This is a genomic window from uncultured Erythrobacter sp. (genome assembly GCF_947502395.1).
Lineage (GTDB): Bacteria > Pseudomonadota > Alphaproteobacteria > Sphingomonadales > Sphingomonadaceae > Erythrobacter.
The window spans coordinates 669,952-685,334 of the sequence record NZ_CANMZM010000001.1; the positions used below are offsets into that span (position 1 = coordinate 669,952).

The following is a 15,383-nucleotide window of genomic DNA, read 5'->3' on the forward strand; positions in this document are numbered from 1 at the left end:
CACGATGATTGATTTCGGGCGGTCGGATGATCCGCGAGTGACTGCGCAGCTCGACCGCATGGCGAAATTGAGCGTGCCGCAAGGCCGCTTGGGGTTGCAGACCATCCGAGCTTTAATGGAGCGGCTTGGCAATCCGCACCGCAAACTGCCGCCGGTGTTCCATGTCGCAGGCACCAATGGCAAAGGCTCTGTGTGCGCTTTTCTGCGCGCCATGCTGGAGGCCGATGGCAACCGTGTGCATGTCACCACCTCACCCCACCTCGTGCGCTATAATGAGCGGATACGGCTGGCGGGTAAGCTGATCGATGATGAGCCTCTGGCTGAGCTTCTCAAAGAGGTTCTGGATGCCAGTGAACAGGGTGGCGAGGACTTAGCCCCCAGCTTCTTCGAAGTCACCATCGCCGCCGCGTTTCTGGCCTTTAGCCGCTCACCTGCAGACGCCTGCGTTGTTGAAGTGGGCGTAGGCGGGCGTCTCGATGCAACCAATGTGCTGGAACCAGAGGCGCTCGCGGCCTGCGGGATTGCTGCGCTGGGAATTGATCATGAACAGTTCCTGCTGGCGCCTGAAGAAGGCGTGCCAACAGAGCCAATGGCAAGGATTGCGTTTGAGAAGGCGGGGATTGCGAAAAAGGGCGTGCCGCTGGTGACGATGGGAAGCGCCTATTCAATTGCAGAGCGCGCTGCCATCCGCGAGGTGTCAGAGCGAAGGAAAGCACTCCTGCAAGAGATGGGAGAAGGGTGGGATTGTAGCCCGACAGATAACAACTTCTACTATAGAGACGAGAGCCAAGCTGACGGCCCATGGTGGCTCCCCCAGCCGCAGATGCCGGGCATTCACCAACTTACGAATGCAGGGCTAGCAATCGCAATGCTGCGTTCGCAGAGAGACATTGGCGTGTCCTATGCAGATATCAAGGAGGGGCTTGGGAGCGCATCATGGCCCGCTCGGATGCAGAAGCTGTCGGACGGCCTCCTTACTTCACTCGCACCTGAGCACACAATTTGGCTCGATGGTGGGCATAACCTCAGCGCTGGCGAAGCGATTGCAAGGCTGTTCGAAGAGCGCCAATTGCACCTGATCTTAGGCATGTTGGACAACAAGAACCCGAGGGCGCTGCTCAACCCCTTAGGGGAAAAGGTGCGCACGCTTCAGGTGGTGCCCGTGCCAGGCCACGACAGCCACCCGGCGAGCGCATTTGGCGAAGATGCCATTGCGCGCGATGACCTTGAAGACGCGCTCTTGAATGTGCCTTCGGATGGCTCGCCCATCCTGATCGCAGGCTCGCTCTATCTCGCGGGTGAAGCGCTGCGGTTGAATGACGAGATCCCCGATTGAAAACCACCTTTCGTCCTGAGCCGGTGGCCTTTGGCCGTCTTCGACTCCGAAGGATAAACCGCGTGAACGCGTGCTTCGACAAGCTCAGCACGAACGGGCCTCAGTTTTGAGTGCCTGCACTCCCCATCGCTTCGTCGACTAGGCCACTGCGGCTCATCCACCAGAACAGCGCTATTCCTGGTAGGGCAAGCACGGTGGTGAGCAGGTAGAAGTTCACATAGCCAATCCCCTCGATTAGTCCGCCTGCCGTGGTGCCTGTGAGCAAGCGGCCCATCACACTCGCTCCGGCTGAAATCAGAGCATATTGCGCGGCGGTGAAACGCAGATCACACAGTGCTGAGAAATAGGCGACGACCACCACGCCACCATACCCGCTGGCAAAGTTTTCAAACCCAATCGCGCCTGCCATGGCCCAATTGGAATCCCCGACCACGGCAAGCCCCGCAAAGCTCACATTGGACACCGCCATCAGGATCAGCGCGATCATCACCGAGCGTTTTAGGCCCAATTTTGAGTACAAAACCCCGCCGAGGAATATTCCGATCATATAGGCCCAAAAGCCCAGCCCCACATCGTAAAGCGCGATCTCGTCATTGGTGAAACCAAGGTCGTCGAACAGAAGGCGGAAGGTAAGGTTTGCGAGCGTGTCGCCGATCTTGTGAACAAGGATAAAGGCGAGCACCAACCATGCGCCGTGCCTCCCCAGAAACTCAGCGAATGGCCCCGCGATGGATTGCCACACGTCGGAAACGCCACTCTTCGCAATGGTGACGGTGCGTCTTGCGGGCTCCCCCATGATGAGCGCGGTGAGCATGGCGGGAAGCGCGAACAGAGCGCAGGCCATATAGCCCGCTGACCAGCCGTAACGCGCCGCCACAACCAGCGCGAGCGCCCCCGCCCCTGCCGCGCCAATTCGCCAGCCGTACTGGCTCATCCCCGAACCGGTGCCAAGTTGATCGGGGCGCAAGGTCTCAATCCGGTAGGCGTCGATCACAATGTCAAAGGTCGCGCCCGCCACGCCCACAAGCACGGCGGCGATGATGGTTGCGGTGAGGCTCTGCTGAGGCTCAACCAGCGCGAGGTTCACAACGCTCGCAATGACCAACACGCCAGAAAGAAGCATCCACGAGACGCGCTGTCCCATTCGGCCAAGGATGGGCAGGCGAACGCCGTCGACCACCCATGCCCAGAACACTTTGAAATTGTAGACAAGGAAGGCGAGCGTGAAGGCTGTGACGGTTGCTTTGTCGATCCCGTCTTGGGCAAGCCTTGTGGTCAGCGTCGCCCCGATCATCGCATAGGGGAAGCCCGAGGAGACCCCGACAAAGAACGCAGCAAGCGCCTCTTTCTCAAGGTAGGGTTTTACGCCGCTCCACACTTTCGCTTTTCCCCGTTCGTCCTGAGCCTGTCGAAGGATGAACCGCGAACGCGCGCCCTTCGACAGGCTCAGTGCGAACGGAGCTTGGGCTGTTATTATTCAGCTGGCTGTGCCTTAGCTTCAACATCATCGGTCCCCATGCGCGACTGCCTGTACCATTCAGCGAGACACAGAACCACCGCGACCAGCCCGATCAATGTCGTAAGCACGAAGACATCAAAGTAGCCCTGCTCTTCGATCATTTCACCCAAGGCTCCGCGTCCCAGAGTGCCAACAAGCAGAGTGAGCGAGGAGAGTAGAGCATATTGCACGGCGGCATATTTCTTTGACACAATGGAAGAGAGCCACGCGATATAGGCTGCACCCGCGATACCGATCGCCAAGTTCTCAAACATGATGGTGAAGGTCAGGCGCGGCAGAGCGTCGGAGCCAAATGGTGCAAATGTGCTGATCAGCCAAGTGAAGCCCACAATGTCGCTAGCCACCTGCATATTCGCCCCGCCCACGGCCATATCAGCGTAGAGCAGATTGGTGAGCGCTGCGAGAAGCGCACCCAAAGTCAGCGTCAGCATCCGCCCCAAGACGGTGAGCATATAACCGCCCAAGGCGAGCCCTGCGATAATTGCGCCAACGCCAAAGAATTTGGAGGCGAAAGCCACCTCATCATTGGTGTAATTGAGCTCGCCCAGATAGAACGGATAGGCAAAGGTCCCCCAGATCGCATCGCAAATCCGGTAGGTGAGAACGAGCGCTAAGATCAAAACAAGCGACCAACCGATCCGCCCGACAAACTCCACCAACGGCGCCAGCAATGCGCGGTAAAGGTGGTCGACGGCTCCGGACGCGCGTTGAGCAACTTCGCCGGGGGCAATCAAGTCCCTACCGTTTGTCTTGCGGCCATGGAGCATTCCCGCAATCGCTGCTGGCAGGATGATAGTTGCCGCGATGATCAACGGGCCCATCTTGGCAGTGAACTCGGTCGGATCAGGTCGCCCGCTTTCATTTAAGGAAAACATGCCGAGCAGGTAATTGGGATCGAGCACAAACAGTCCCAGGTCGAAAACCCCCATCATCGGCACATAGCCGCCAAGCGCGCGGACCATGAAGATGCCGAGGATCGTCAGCGCCCAGACCCAAAGGCCGACCACTACCCAAAGGTAATGCCTACGCACACCCGGGCGCACCTCGCCAACGGCATAAAGCTCCTCGATTTCCTCCTCGCTGGTGCTTGCAGTTTTGACCCTATCGCGGTCGCTGTCCGGTGCGAACAGCCCTGCAAAGCCGATCAACAGCACGCTCGCGCCAAAGATCATATAGGTTTCTGGCCACCCAATGCGCGCGGCGATTATCAGGCCCAATGCCCCGCCAAACAGTGAGGCCAACCGAAAGCCCATCTGATAGATAGTCGAGAGCATATCGAGGGTCGCTTCCTCGTCCGCGACATCAATCCGCCAGGCGTTGATTGCAATGTCCTGTGTCGCGCTGGCGAGCGCGCCGATCCCGGCAAGCAGCGAGAACCAGCCGAGCTGCGTCTTGGGCTCAAGCAGACTGAGCGTCACAAGGATAATGCCGAGGCTCAGCTGCATCGGCGCAATCCATTGTTTGCGCTTGCCCAGTTTGCGAAGACCAGGAATGTTCACCTTATCCACCAATGGCGACCAGATGAATTGGAAGGCGTATGCAAGGCCAATCAACGAGAAGACGCCCATTGTCTCCAAATCGACTTCTGCCTCGGACAGCCACGCGTAAAGCGTACCCAGAAACAGCGCGAAAGGCAGACCGCTCGTAAAGCCGAACAGCGCCATATAGGCCGACTTCTTATTCCTCAGCGCGCGGATAACCTCGCCAATGCCGGGTTTCTTAGGCTTTGCGCTTTCGTCGGCGGTCGCTTCGGCGGTGGTCACGGGTAAGCACATCCTTTGTAATTTGGGCGCGAGTGTGGGACAAAAGCTGGACAAGTGAAATAGGGATAACGTGATGAACCGGGCCACAACGCAAGATTTGCCCAGAGAATTTCCAAGTTTAGAGCCAACCGCTGGCCAGCTCGCGCTTGCTGAGAGCATTCGCGATGGTGAAGCGCAGCGCCCGGTGGACACGATTGGAACTGTCCCTGCAGGCCGCTACACCTCCCCCGATCACTTTGCGAAAGAGAAAGCGGCGCTGTTCGACAAGCTTCCGCAGGTGCTCGCGCCGTCCGCCTTGCTCCCCGAACCCGGCATGGTGGTGCCGCATGATGACACGGGCCGCCCGCTGCTCATCACCCGCGACAGCGAGGGTGTCGCGCACGTCTTCCTTAACGTGTGCCGACACCGCGGCACTCGGCTGGTTGAGGGCAAGGATGTGCAATGCGCCAAGCGCATGGTGTGCCCCTATCACGCTTGGACTTACAAGCTTGACGGAAAGCTCCTTGCCCTGCCACGCCCAGAAACCTTTCCCGGTTTGGACAAGAGCGAACATAGCCTTGTCGAGCTGCCCTCACTTGAAACCGGCGGCATGATTTGGTTCGCGTCAGTAGAGGGCGCCGACTTCTCCCATGCCAAAGCGATCAGCACCGACTTCGATGCCTTTGGAATGGGCGATCTCCACCTCTTCCGCCGCAAGACCCATCAGGTAAAGGGCAATTGGAAGCTCATCATGGATGCGTTCCTTGAGAGCTATCATGTCACCCGCCTCCACGCGAACACCATCGGCCCCTTCTTCAAAGACGGCATAACCAGCGGCGATATGGTCGGCCCGCACCTTCGTTCAGCAGTGGGACGCCTCGAGGAAATGGAGAATGTGGACCTCAACGATATGGCCGCAATGCGTAGGGTGATTACCTTTGCCTATCAGCTGTTCCCGGGCACCATCGTCGTACCGAGCCCCGATTACGTGAACATCATGGTTCTGATGCCGCAGGCTCACAATCACACCATTGTTGAGGATTTCATGCTCATTCCTGAGGAGCCCAAAACCGAGAAGGCACTGGACCACTGGGAACGCAGTTGGAAGCTTCTCGACGGTGGTGTTTTCGCCAATGAAGATTTCCGCGCAGCAGAGCTTGGCCAGCAAGGTCTGGAAAGCGGAGCAATCACCGAGCTTACCATGGGCACACTCGAAAGCGGCATTGCGCGCTTTGATGCGATTGTGCAGGAGCACTTGAGCGCCTAAAGGGCACCCCATGCCCACCAACCCAAAGAAATCTGATGATCGCCCCGAGGGCGACCGTATCGCCAAACTTCTCGCGCGCGCAGGGGTTGCCTCGCGCCGCGAGATTGAGCGTATGATTGCTGATAAGCGCATCACGCTGGATGGAAAGTCGGTTGAAACACCTGCAACCTTCCTCACGTCCCTTAGAGGGGTGAGCGTTGACGGAAAACCAGTCGGCCCGCCCGAGCCCTCTCAACTTTATGCCTTTCACAAACCCTCAGGTCTGATCACCGCCGAAAGAGACCCAGCAGGCCGCGCGACGATCTATTCGGCGCTCATCAATGCCCTTCCCAAAGGCACGCCGCGGGTCATGCCCGTCGGAAGGCTGGATTTTAACACTGAAGGGTTGTTGTTGCTCACAAACGATGGTGGCCTCAAGCGCACCATGGAGCTCCCTTCAAGCGAGATTCCGCGCACTTACCGCGCGCGCGCCTTTGGCGAAATTCATCAAGATCAGCTTGAGGCCTTGAGCGAAGGTGTCGAGATCGAAGGCATGCGTTATGGCTCAATCGACGCCAATCTTGAACGTGGGTCCGGTGGAAAGGGCCACAAGAACCACTGGATCGAAATGACCATCACCGAAGGCAAAAACCGCGAGGTGCGCCGGGTGCTCGAATATCTCGGGCTTGAAGTAAACCGATTGATCCGGGTGGGTTATGGGCCTTTTGCTCTGGGCGATCTCCCGCGAGGACAAGCAGCCCGCATTAAGAAAGGCGACCTTGATCGCTTTGTAAGCTCCCTCAAAGGTGGTTCAAAGAGGAAGCAAGACTAATGCGGATTATCGCTGGCGAATGGCGCGGGCGAAAGCTCACTGCACCCAAGGGCGATTCCACAAGGCCCACTGCAGATCGCATGCGCGAGACGCTGTTTTCGATGCTCACCAGTCGCCTCGGCAGCTTTGATGACCTGCGCGTCGCGGATCTCTTCGCGGGCTCAGGTGCATTGGGATTGGAAGCACTCTCAAGGGGCGCTGCGCATTGCCTTTTCGTGGAACAGGAACGTCCCGCCCTCGATGCGATCCGCGCCAACATATCTGCGCTCGATGCCCGAGCATCAAGCACTGTGGAAGCAGGCTCGGTCATGGGTCTCAGGGTCGCGCGCGAAACTTACGATCTAATCATGCTCGACCCGCCTTACCGCACGGGCGCTGGCGAAGTGGCCCTTGACCGACTTCTGCGCCTTGACTGGATTGATGATGCGACGTGGATCGCGCTCGAAACGGCTTTTGACGAAGAACCTGACATCAAGGGCCTCCAGATTGAAGCCTCGAGAAAGGTTGGCAAGGGCAGGCTCACGCTGCTTGTACGCGAGCCCGCCCCCACCCCGGCGCCGGACTGATAGGGCGCCGTTCCCGCCCTTTGCTAGCCAGCCTTGGGTAAGCTGGTCTCGTGCCTAGCGGGGAGAGGAAGCAGCACGGCTTTCAAGCTGTTGCCAGGCAGCGTCGCGTTCCGGGCCAGTCATTGCCGTCAAGGCAATCTTGTCCTCGTCCGGCAACTGCCAAAACAGGGACTGACGCGGTTTTGATAGCTCCCAGTAATAGGCTTGGGTCTCTGCAGGCCAAAGTTCGTACTGAGCCTGTTGCTCTGAGGGCCAGCCAGAGACTTCGGCCTGCTGCTTTTCTGAAAGCTGCGGCGCCGTTGGCGGCGATGCAGACGGTGCATCTTGCGTGCTTGCCGCTATGGGGGCAGCCGCCACCATTCCTAAAGTCGCGACCGCGACACCGAATAGATAGAGATGAGATACTCGCATGGGTTACTCCATTATTGAACAAACCCAAGCGATGACGAACATTGCAATGTGCGTCCGGAGCGCCTGTTCCCTCCACACCGAACAAGCGTGAGATGGCAGGGAATTGCGGCTTTGCGAAGGGGCCTGCGCCTCCCAGATCGCGCCGATGACACGGAACAACGAAAGCTGTTCTACAAACCGGACAGAGCGAATAATCGGGGACGGAAGCCTACGAAGAGGTGCACTCGAGAGCCTGATATGCGACCTTGCACCCTTCGAATTTGTTCTGTAATTGTTCCAGCCGAGTTCATGAGCCACGATCTGCCTTCAATCGCACCCTCAGGTCCGCCTGAAGCCGATATTCCACCTTATGCTGCCATGCTTAACGCGCCGCAGCGTGAGGCTGTGTTGGCGACGGAAGGCCCCGTTTTGATGCTCGCTGGTGCGGGCACGGGAAAGACGGCCGCGCTTACGGCAAGGATGGCGCATTTGGTAGCGACACGCCGCGCTTGGCCAAGCCAGATCTTGTGCGTGACATTCACCAACAAAGCCGCGCGTGAAATGCGTGAGCGGGTGGCCACCCATCTGGGCGCTCCGGGAGAAGGCCTACCTTGGCTGGGCACCTTCCACTCAATCTGCGCCAAGATGTTGCGCCGTCACGCGGAATTGGCCGGGCTTCAAAGCAACTATACCATCATCGACACCGATGATCAGCTGCGACTGTTGAAGCAACTCATCAACGATCACGAGCTGGATGAGAAACGCTGGCCTGCGCGGCAATTGGCGGGTTGTATCGACCGTTGGAAGAACCGAGGGCTTAATCCGGCTGACCTCGATGCAGGCGAAAATGAAGCTTATGCCAATGGCAAAGGCGCGCAGATGTATGGCGCCTATCAAGATCGCCTCAAGGCGTTGAACGCCTGTGATTTTGGCGATTTGATGCTGCATATGCTGAATATTTTCCGGAAGCACACCGATGTGCTTGCCGAATATCAGAGCCGTTTCAGATATATCATGGTCGATGAGTATCAAGACACCAACGCGGTTCAGTATCTCTGGCTCCGATTGCTGGCGCAGGCGCACAAGAACATCTGCGTTGTCGGCGATGATGACCAATCGATATACTCTTGGCGCGGGGCAGAAGTTGCCAATATCCTGCGGTTTGAAAAAGACTTTCCGGGCACACATGTGGTGCGGTTGGAGCAGAATTATCGCTCGACGCCACAGATCTTGGGCGCAGCGTCGGGCCTGATCCGCGCCAATTCTGAAAGGCACGACAAGACCCTTTGGACACAGGCAAATGGCGGCGACAAGGTCAAAGTGATCGGCGTGTGGGACGCGCCAGAAGAAGCGCGGCGGGTCTCAGAGGAGATTGAACGTTTAGAACGCGAGGGCGCACCGCTTGACCAAGTCGCCATATTGGTGCGCGCGCAATACCAGACCCGCGAATTTGAAGACCGCTTTATCCAAGTGGGTATCAATTACCGGATTATTGGCGGTTTTCGCTTCTATGAGCGGGCGGAAATCCGCGATGCCCTCGCCTATTTGCGCGTGATTGCACAGCCACAAGATGATCTCGCGTTTGAGCGGATTTACAACCAACCCAAACGCGGGCTTGGCTCAAAGACGCTTGAAAAGATGCACTTGCACGCGCGTCGAGTGGGTCTGCCGCTTGCTGCGGCATCGTTGCAACTGGCAGATAGCGATGAGTTACCGAAACGCGCAGCGAACACTATCGGCTCACTCATGCGGCAATTCTTGGCATGGCGTGAGGCGGCGGAAGTCATGTCACCTGCTGACCTCCTGCGCCTTGTCCTAGACGAGAGCAGCTATAACGACATGCTTTCCAAGGACCGCTCGGCAGAGAGCGCAGCACGTGCCGAAAACCTCTCCGAATTGGCGCGCGCGATGGAGGAGTATGAAACGCTCGGCGACTTCCTTGAACATGTCAGCCTCGTCATGGACAATGATCGTAGCGACGAGGAAGAGACCGTCACCATTATGACCATCCACGCCGCCAAAGGTCTGGAGTTTGATCACGTATTCTGCGTCGGCTGGGAAGAAGGTGTCTTCCCCTCACAGCGAGCGATCGACGAAGGGGGCCTTGCAAGCCTCGAAGAAGAACGCCGCCTCGCATACGTCGCGATTACCAGAGCGCGCCGCAAATGCATTATCATGCACGCCGCCAACCGCCGTATTTACGGGCAATGGATCAGCTCGATCCCGTCGCGTTTCATCGAGGAACTGCCCCAGGAATTCACTGAGCAAGAGACTACGATGAGCGGCGGCGCTTCATTGTGGCGTGCGAACTGGAGCGAGAGTGAGGACCCCTTCGCCCATGTCGCTCAGCAAAACCCGGCCCGCGCTCAGAACCGGGGCCCCGGGTGGCAGCGCGCAGTCTCAACCGGATACGAAACCAAGCCGCAGCGCCTCGCAGAACCTGGCCGTTCATCAGCCAGCTTTGCCGCCCAGCCGCGCTCCGATATCGCGATCGGAGCCATGGTCGAGCACAAGAAATTCGGGATCGGCTGCGTTATCGATCAAGAGGGCAACAAGCTCACCATCCAGTTCGAAGACGCTGGTGAAAAGCGGGTGATCGACAGTTTTGTGAGCGTGGTTGGCTAAACACGCCTTCTTCCCCACCAGTGAGACTCCTGCAATACTGTAGCAAAGAGAGGTCAATACACATGCGCAAAACAATCGGATTGGCACTAGCATTGTCACTGGCCACAACAGCATTTGCGCAGGACGCGTCGGCAATTACGCTTGGTAATGGTGAAAAAAACTGGATCATGGTTGAGGGGCTTACCCGCTCAGTCGACTCGACATATACCGAACAGCGCATCACATCGGGCGGCACCGCGGTCAGGCGCGGCGATGGCGCAAAGATCACCTTTAACGAAGTGCATATCGAGGACGATGGCTGGCTGGTCTTGCACCCCTTCATCGATGGAAAGCCCAATGGCGATTGGGTTGCGGGCTATAGCTTTGTCGAAAGCGGCACGAACAAAGATGTCTCAATCACCCTCAACCCCGCGCCAGAGCCGGGCACCATGTTCCTCGTGATGCTCCATTCAGACAGCAACAAGGATGGTGTGTTTGATTTTGTGTTCGTGGAAGACGGTATCAACATCGAAGACCGCGCGGTATTCGAAGGCAACCGCATGGTCGCCCACGTGTTTGCAGTGCCATAAGCTCGGAAGCTAGGCTCCCACCGCAACCCAGATTGTGGCAAAAAAGCACAATCCTCCGCAAGTCCCAAATGTGTGCCAGATAGGATAACGGTAGGCCATTTCCTTGCGTCGATAAAACAGCGTTCCAATGGTGTAGAAGACGCCCCCTGCCCCCAATAGCGCCACACACACGCCAGGCAGCCCAGCCCAAAAATCGGGCAGTGCGAACAGGCCAAACCAGCCCATCCCTAGATAAGAGACGAGCGACCATGGCGAATCCGGATTGGCTCCCGAAAGCTTAAAACCCAGGCCGACAATCGCAAAGAACCACAGAAGGCCTAGGATCCCAAATGCAGTCGGCGTACCGCACACCACGAGCAGCGGCCCGAATACGCCAGCGATGACAATATAGATTGCGGCATGATCCCATCGGCGTAGCACTGCTCTCAAATCGTGTCGTGGCAGCAAGTGATAGGCGAATGAGACACCGAGCGAAAACAATGCCGCCAAGGCATAGCCAATGACCGCCGTCAGAAGCAGTGGATCGCTCTGCTGCATGGCCTTGTGCACAAGAAGGGCACTAGCGGGAACGAGGAAAGCAAATCCAGCCGTGTGAACCCAGCCATCGGCTTTGCGTTCCAGGGCTGTTTTGCTGGGAAACATCGCCGAGAACCAATCAGTCTAAGGTCTATTCGCCAAACCCTACATCAAGGAAACCAGGCTTGGGGCCATTCCACTCGCCGGCAGGTACCGGCTCACTGTCTTCTTGGCGCTCGCGAGCTTTGCGGGGTTTTCGTTTCTTTTCATCCGCAGCCTCATCGGGCGGTCTTTTTTCCTCGCGAGGCTTGCGCGATGCCTTCTTGGCCTCTTTTTTGGGCCGTTCTTCGCGCTCCTCGGCTTCTGGCTCGGCGTCGCGCGCGGCAAGCTCAACGCGCACATCTTCCTTGCCAAAGACCTTCACCGGATTGCCGGTTAGCTTCTCAACATTTTCGATGGCTTCGGCGTCTTCATCGGACACCAGCGTAAAGGCGCGGCCCTTCGCCCCTGCCCGCCCGGTGCGGCCAATGCGGTGAACGTAGTCATCCGGATGCCAAGGTGTGTCGAAATTGAAGACGTGGGAGACACCCTTTATGTCAAGCCCACGTGCAGCAACGTCGCTAGCAACCAGAATATTCACATCGCCCGACTTAAACCGCTCAAGCTCTTTGAGTCGCGAGTTTTGGTCCATGTCGCCGTGGATCTCACCCGATGCAAAACCGTGTCTCTGAAGGCTCTTGTTGAGCTCTCGAACGGTTGTCTTGCGGTTGGCAAAGATAATTGCGGTCTCAACATGGTCGTTCTGCAAAAGCCAGCGCAGCGTTTCGCGTTTCTTGCGTGCATGCACTGGAACTTTGAACGTAGTGATATCCTTGTTTGTGGTCGCCGCGCGCGCCGTCTCGATTCGCTTAGGGCTGCTCAGAAACTTCTTCGCAAGCTTCTCGATCGGGGCTGGCATTGTTGCTGAAAACAGCATGGTTTGGCGCGTTTCAGGTAGCTTGTCGCAAATAAACTCAATGTCTGGGATAAAGCCCATATCGAGCATTCGGTCCGCTTCGTCGATCACCAGAAGCTCACAGCCCGAAAGCAGGATTTTGCCCCGCTCAAACAGGTCCATCATCCGGCCCGGTGTCGCAATCAATACGTCAACGCCTTCGTCAAGCGCCTTGATCTGATCGCCCATCTGCACGCCGCCGATGAGCAGCGCCATCTTCAGATCATGATTTTTGCCGTACTTCTCAAAATTCTCCGCAACCTGCGCGGCGAGCTCCCGCGTTGGCTCAAGGATCAACGAGCGCGGCATCAAGGCACGCCTGCGCCCGGCAGCCATCACATCGATCATCGGCAACACGAAACTCGCGGTTTTGCCCGTTCCCGTTTGCGCAATCCCGATGAGGTCTTTCATCATCAATACGGCAGGGATCGCCTCGGCTTGAATAGCGGTAGGCTCGGTGTAGCCAGCGGTTTCAACCGCTTGAAGCAATTCAGGAGAGAGGCCGAGATCGGCAAATGTCATAAGGTTGCGATTGTCCGGATAAGAGTAAGCGAGAAAACTCAATTCATGTAAGGCAAACTGCACGATGTGCGTTAGCCTCTCATAAAGATGCGGCTCGCTTGGCCAAAATGGCGCTCAGAGTCAAGAAATTGCCCGCTTACGGGATTGTGCTGTTGAGTGTGCAGGCGCCCCAAACACGCCGAACCAAGAGGTCAGTCGTCCACCTGTACGAGACGGCGCATCCGCTCAACTTCACACTTTGCGCCACTGCGAGATTGTAAAAGATCGCGCTTGACACAGAGCCGCCCGTCCTCATTGCGCTCGACATAAAAGCCCGAATAGAAATCGCGTGCCTCACAGCCGCGCTCCAGATTTAGGCTGATGATGCGCTGATCTCGCAAGAATAGGAGTAAGCGATTGCCCGTGCCGGTTTGAACCCCCGCAATCCCTGCGACAGGCACGCAACTGTTCATTGGGCGTTCTTCAAAAGTCTGACTAACACCACGGCGAGGAAGTTGAGCCAGAAGACTATTCCGGTTGCTCTGTCGGTAGGGCGTAATGCGAATGGTTACGCGCTGCTCAATGCGGACCTGATTGGCGGTACTTGACCGGTAAAAAGCGTCCAAGGCGTTGGTGGCGCCCAGTTGAGAGGGAATTTGTGCTTTGGGAGTCTCGCCCTTGCGTGGTGCCTCAACATGCGGAGTTGATGTGAGATCAGGCGATGTGCATTGAGCAACGGGCGCAGGCACCTCACGCTCACCATCCTCCGACGCCAAGAATGGCAAGAACAGCGTCAACGACGCAGCAAATGCATACAGGCTAGCCATGGATGCCCTTTATCCCTCCAAACGGCATTTCTCACGCGAGCCCCACCCGGCCCTTCGCGATAGAAGGGTTTGGCCTAGCACTGGTGATTGAACGCTGGCTTAACCTCCCTGCCTGGAGCTGGCAAAGCACTAGTGCTTTCGCGGCAGATTGTGGCATAGGCGCAACAATGACAGAGCTCACAACTCAATCAAAGACTTTCGCGTCAGAAGCTGCCGAACTGCTAGGCCCCAAAGGCTGGACCACCATTGCCGATGATCTGGAGCCGTGGCTAACCGACTGGCGTGGGCGTTATTCAGGCGCAGCGCTTGGCCTTGCATCTCCAAGTTCAACCCAGGAAGTTGCCGAACTCGTCAAACTTTGCGCGAAGCGCTCTGTTCCCATTGTTCCCCAGGGCGGGAACAGCGGAATGGCCGGTGGCGCAACTCCTGATGCGAGCGGCTCATCAATCCTGCTGTCTCTGCGACGAATGAACGCAATTCGCGAACTTGATGCAGGTGCTGGACAGGCGGTTTGCGAAGCAGGTGTCATTCTCCAGACTTTCCATGACGCTGCCGCAGCTGCGGACTTGCGTTTTCCCCTCACCCTCGGTGGAAAGGGTTCGGCGACGGTCGGAGGGCTGATTTCGACCAATGCGGGTGGAACCCAGGTACTGCGCCATGGGACGATGCGTGCGCAAGTTTTGGGAATTGAGGCGGTGCTCGCCGATGGAAGCATCTTCAGCGCGCTCACTGCTTTGAAGAAAGACAATCGCGGGTTCGATCTCAAGCAGCTCTTGATCGGTTCTGAAGGAACTTTGGGCATCGTGACAGCTGCCACGTTGCGTCTACTACCAGCTCCGCGCGCCCGTGCCACAGCGTGGGTGGGCCTTGGATCGATCATCGATGCCCGGTCGCTGTTGCACCGAATGGACAGCGCGCTTGGAGACACGTTGGAAGGCTTTGAAGTGATGCCCGACCACTGCCTCGCCAGTGTTTTATCCCACCTACCTCACGCGCGCTCACCGTTGGGAGGCCAGCACTCGTGGAATGCGCTAATCGAATGCGTCGCTATCGATAGCGACGATGCGGCTTTGTGTGAAAAGCTTGAACTGGCGCTTGGCGAAGCGGCGGAGGATGGCCTGTTGAGCGATGCAGTGATTGCCTCAAATGAAAGACAGGCCGAAGATTTCTGGACCCTGCGCGATTCTATTTCAGCCGCCGAACGTGCGCTGGGTCCCGCCATGCAGCACGACATTTCTGTTCCGGTCGAAAAAATGCCAGAATTTATCCTCGCAGCTTCGCCGGCTATCGAGGCGCAGTTCGCCGGCACACGGGCAGTAGCTTTTGGCCATCTCGGCGATGGCAATGTGCACTTTCATATCTTGGCTCCAAAGGGAGCGGTGCCGGGTGAATGGGAAGAGGCTCAAGGCAAAGACGTTAGCGCGCGGGTCTATGATCTGGTCACCGAATGGGGAGGATCGATCAGCGCCGAACACGGTATTGGCCAAATGAAAGTCGACGAATTGGGGCGACTTGCCGACCCTACAGCTCTTCTAATTATGAGAAGCATCAAACAGGCACTCGATCCGCAAAGTTTGCTAAATCCGGGCAAGCTTGTGCCTAACCACAAGTGTTAGACTCTACACCGCTTGCACCTGAGTGCACGAGCGCCTAAAGGGCCATGCAATTCATGGGCGGAGACTGCGCGAAATCCATGCAGGTCGCCTTGGGACAACTTTCA

Annotated in this window: 13 protein-coding genes; 7 read left to right on the forward strand and 6 right to left on the reverse strand. The window is 57.4% G+C overall.

Annotation, left to right across the window (positions count from 1 at the left end; genetic code table 11):
• The first annotated feature begins 4 nt into the window (after positions 1 to 4).
• Positions 5 to 1,336, forward strand: a complete 1,332-nt coding sequence (locus Q0778_RS03190; protein ID WP_298333939.1) for a folylpolyglutamate synthase/dihydrofolate synthase family protein — start codon at positions 5 to 7, stop codon at positions 1,334 to 1,336.
• Positions 1,337 to 1,436: 100 nt separating this feature from the next.
• On the opposite strand, the gene Q0778_RS03195 is transcribed toward Q0778_RS03190, so the two are convergent.
• Entirely contained in the window at positions 1,437 to 2,714 is a 1,278-nt protein-coding gene (locus Q0778_RS03195) for an MFS transporter (protein ID WP_298333941.1), read from the reverse strand.
• 95 nt (positions 2,715 to 2,809) lie between these two features.
• Positions 2,810 to 4,618 (reverse strand): MFS transporter, encoded by a 1,809-nt coding sequence (locus Q0778_RS03200; RefSeq protein WP_298304428.1) that lies wholly within the window; start codon positions 4,616 to 4,618, stop codon positions 2,810 to 2,812.
• A gap of 73 nt (positions 4,619 to 4,691) precedes the next feature.
• On the opposite strand from Q0778_RS03200, the gene Q0778_RS03205 reads away from it, so the two are divergent.
• From Q0778_RS03205 to rsmD, 3 genes are read left to right on the forward strand one after another with little or no spacing between them, the layout of a single operon-like run.
• A complete protein-coding gene (locus tag Q0778_RS03205; protein WP_298333943.1) occupies positions 4,692 to 5,864 on the forward strand; it encodes an aromatic ring-hydroxylating dioxygenase subunit alpha in 1,173 nt (390 codons plus the stop codon).
• A gap of 10 nt (positions 5,865 to 5,874) precedes the next feature.
• Positions 5,875 to 6,675 carry a pseudouridine synthase gene (locus Q0778_RS03210; protein ID WP_298304424.1) on the forward strand — a complete coding sequence of 267 codons (801 nt, stop codon included), beginning with the start codon at positions 5,875 to 5,877 and terminating at the stop codon, positions 6,673 to 6,675.
• The gene (rsmD, locus tag Q0778_RS03215) at positions 6,675 to 7,241 is read left to right on the forward strand and encodes a 16S rRNA (guanine(966)-N(2))-methyltransferase RsmD (RefSeq protein WP_298304422.1); all 567 of its coding nucleotides are present in this window, start codon (positions 6,675 to 6,677) and stop codon (positions 7,239 to 7,241) included. The genes Q0778_RS03210 and rsmD overlap by 1 nt, the downstream gene beginning before the upstream one ends.
• 54 nt (positions 7,242 to 7,295) lie before the next feature.
• Here rsmD and Q0778_RS03220 read toward each other — a convergent pair whose 3' ends face one another.
• Positions 7,296 to 7,652 carry a hypothetical protein gene (locus Q0778_RS03220; protein WP_298304420.1) on the reverse strand — a complete coding sequence of 119 codons (357 nt, stop codon included), beginning with the start codon at positions 7,650 to 7,652 and terminating at the stop codon, positions 7,296 to 7,298.
• 288 nt (positions 7,653 to 7,940) lie between these two features.
• Here Q0778_RS03220 and Q0778_RS03225 point away from each other — a divergent pair, with 288 nt between their 5' ends.
• Positions 7,941 to 10,256 (forward strand): UvrD-helicase domain-containing protein, encoded by a 2,316-nt coding sequence (locus Q0778_RS03225; RefSeq protein ID WP_298333945.1) that lies wholly within the window; start codon positions 7,941 to 7,943, stop codon positions 10,254 to 10,256.
• Positions 10,257 to 10,318: 62 nt separating this feature from the next.
• Positions 10,319 to 10,825, forward strand: coding sequence for a hypothetical protein (locus tag Q0778_RS03230; RefSeq protein ID WP_298333947.1), 507 nt, complete (start codon positions 10,319 to 10,321; stop codon positions 10,823 to 10,825).
• A gap of 9 nt (positions 10,826 to 10,834) precedes the next feature.
• Here the strand turns inward: Q0778_RS03230 and Q0778_RS03235 are convergent, their stop codons facing one another.
• From Q0778_RS03235 to Q0778_RS03245, 3 genes are all read right to left on the reverse strand, one after another.
• Complete coding sequence (locus Q0778_RS03235; protein WP_298333949.1) at positions 10,835 to 11,467, reverse strand: hemolysin III family protein; 633 nt, start codon at positions 11,465 to 11,467, stop codon at positions 10,835 to 10,837.
• A 25-nt stretch (positions 11,468 to 11,492) separates the two neighbouring features.
• Positions 11,493 to 12,857, reverse strand: coding sequence for a DEAD/DEAH box helicase (locus tag Q0778_RS03240; RefSeq protein ID WP_298333951.1), 1,365 nt, complete (start codon positions 12,855 to 12,857; stop codon positions 11,493 to 11,495).
• A 191-nt stretch (positions 12,858 to 13,048) separates the two neighbouring features.
• Positions 13,049 to 13,663, reverse strand: a complete 615-nt coding sequence (locus Q0778_RS03245) for a hypothetical protein (RefSeq protein ID WP_298333953.1) — start codon at positions 13,661 to 13,663, stop codon at positions 13,049 to 13,051.
• 167 nt (positions 13,664 to 13,830) lie between these two features.
• On the opposite strand from Q0778_RS03245, the gene Q0778_RS03250 reads away from it, so the two are divergent.
• Entirely contained in the window at positions 13,831 to 15,279 is a 1,449-nt protein-coding gene (locus Q0778_RS03250; protein WP_298333955.1) for an FAD-binding oxidoreductase, read from the forward strand.
• Positions 15,280 to 15,383 lie beyond the last annotated feature (104 nt).

What these genes read in the sequence shown, in the direction of transcription:
- Q0778_RS03225 (WP_298333945.1), top strand. Translation starts at nt 7,941, where the DNA reads ATGAGCCACGATCTGCCTTCAATCGCACCCTCAGGTCCGCCTGAAGCC.
- Q0778_RS03220 (WP_298304420.1), bottom strand. Translation starts at nt 7,652, where the DNA reads ATGCGAGTATCTCATCTCTATCTATTCGGTGTCGCGGTCGCGACTTTA.
- rsmD (WP_298304422.1), top strand. Translation starts at nt 6,675, where the DNA reads ATGCGGATTATCGCTGGCGAATGGCGCGGGCGAAAGCTCACTGCACCC.
- Q0778_RS03210 (WP_298304424.1), top strand. Translation starts at nt 5,875, where the DNA reads ATGCCCACCAACCCAAAGAAATCTGATGATCGCCCCGAGGGCGACCGT.
- Q0778_RS03245 (WP_298333953.1), bottom strand. Translation starts at nt 13,663, where the DNA reads ATGGCTAGCCTGTATGCATTTGCTGCGTCGTTGACGCTGTTCTTGCCA.
- Q0778_RS03205 (WP_298333943.1), top strand. Translation starts at nt 4,692, where the DNA reads ATGAACCGGGCCACAACGCAAGATTTGCCCAGAGAATTTCCAAGTTTA.
- Q0778_RS03235 (WP_298333949.1), bottom strand. Translation starts at nt 11,467, where the DNA reads ATGTTTCCCAGCAAAACAGCCCTGGAACGCAAAGCCGATGGCTGGGTT.
- Q0778_RS03250 (WP_298333955.1), top strand. Translation starts at nt 13,831, where the DNA reads ATGACAGAGCTCACAACTCAATCAAAGACTTTCGCGTCAGAAGCTGCC.
- Q0778_RS03190 (WP_298333939.1), top strand. Translation starts at nt 5, where the DNA reads ATGATTGATTTCGGGCGGTCGGATGATCCGCGAGTGACTGCGCAGCTC.
- Q0778_RS03230 (WP_298333947.1), top strand. Translation starts at nt 10,319, where the DNA reads ATGCGCAAAACAATCGGATTGGCACTAGCATTGTCACTGGCCACAACA.
- Q0778_RS03240 (WP_298333951.1), bottom strand. Translation starts at nt 12,857, where the DNA reads ATGACATTTGCCGATCTCGGCCTCTCTCCTGAATTGCTTCAAGCGGTT.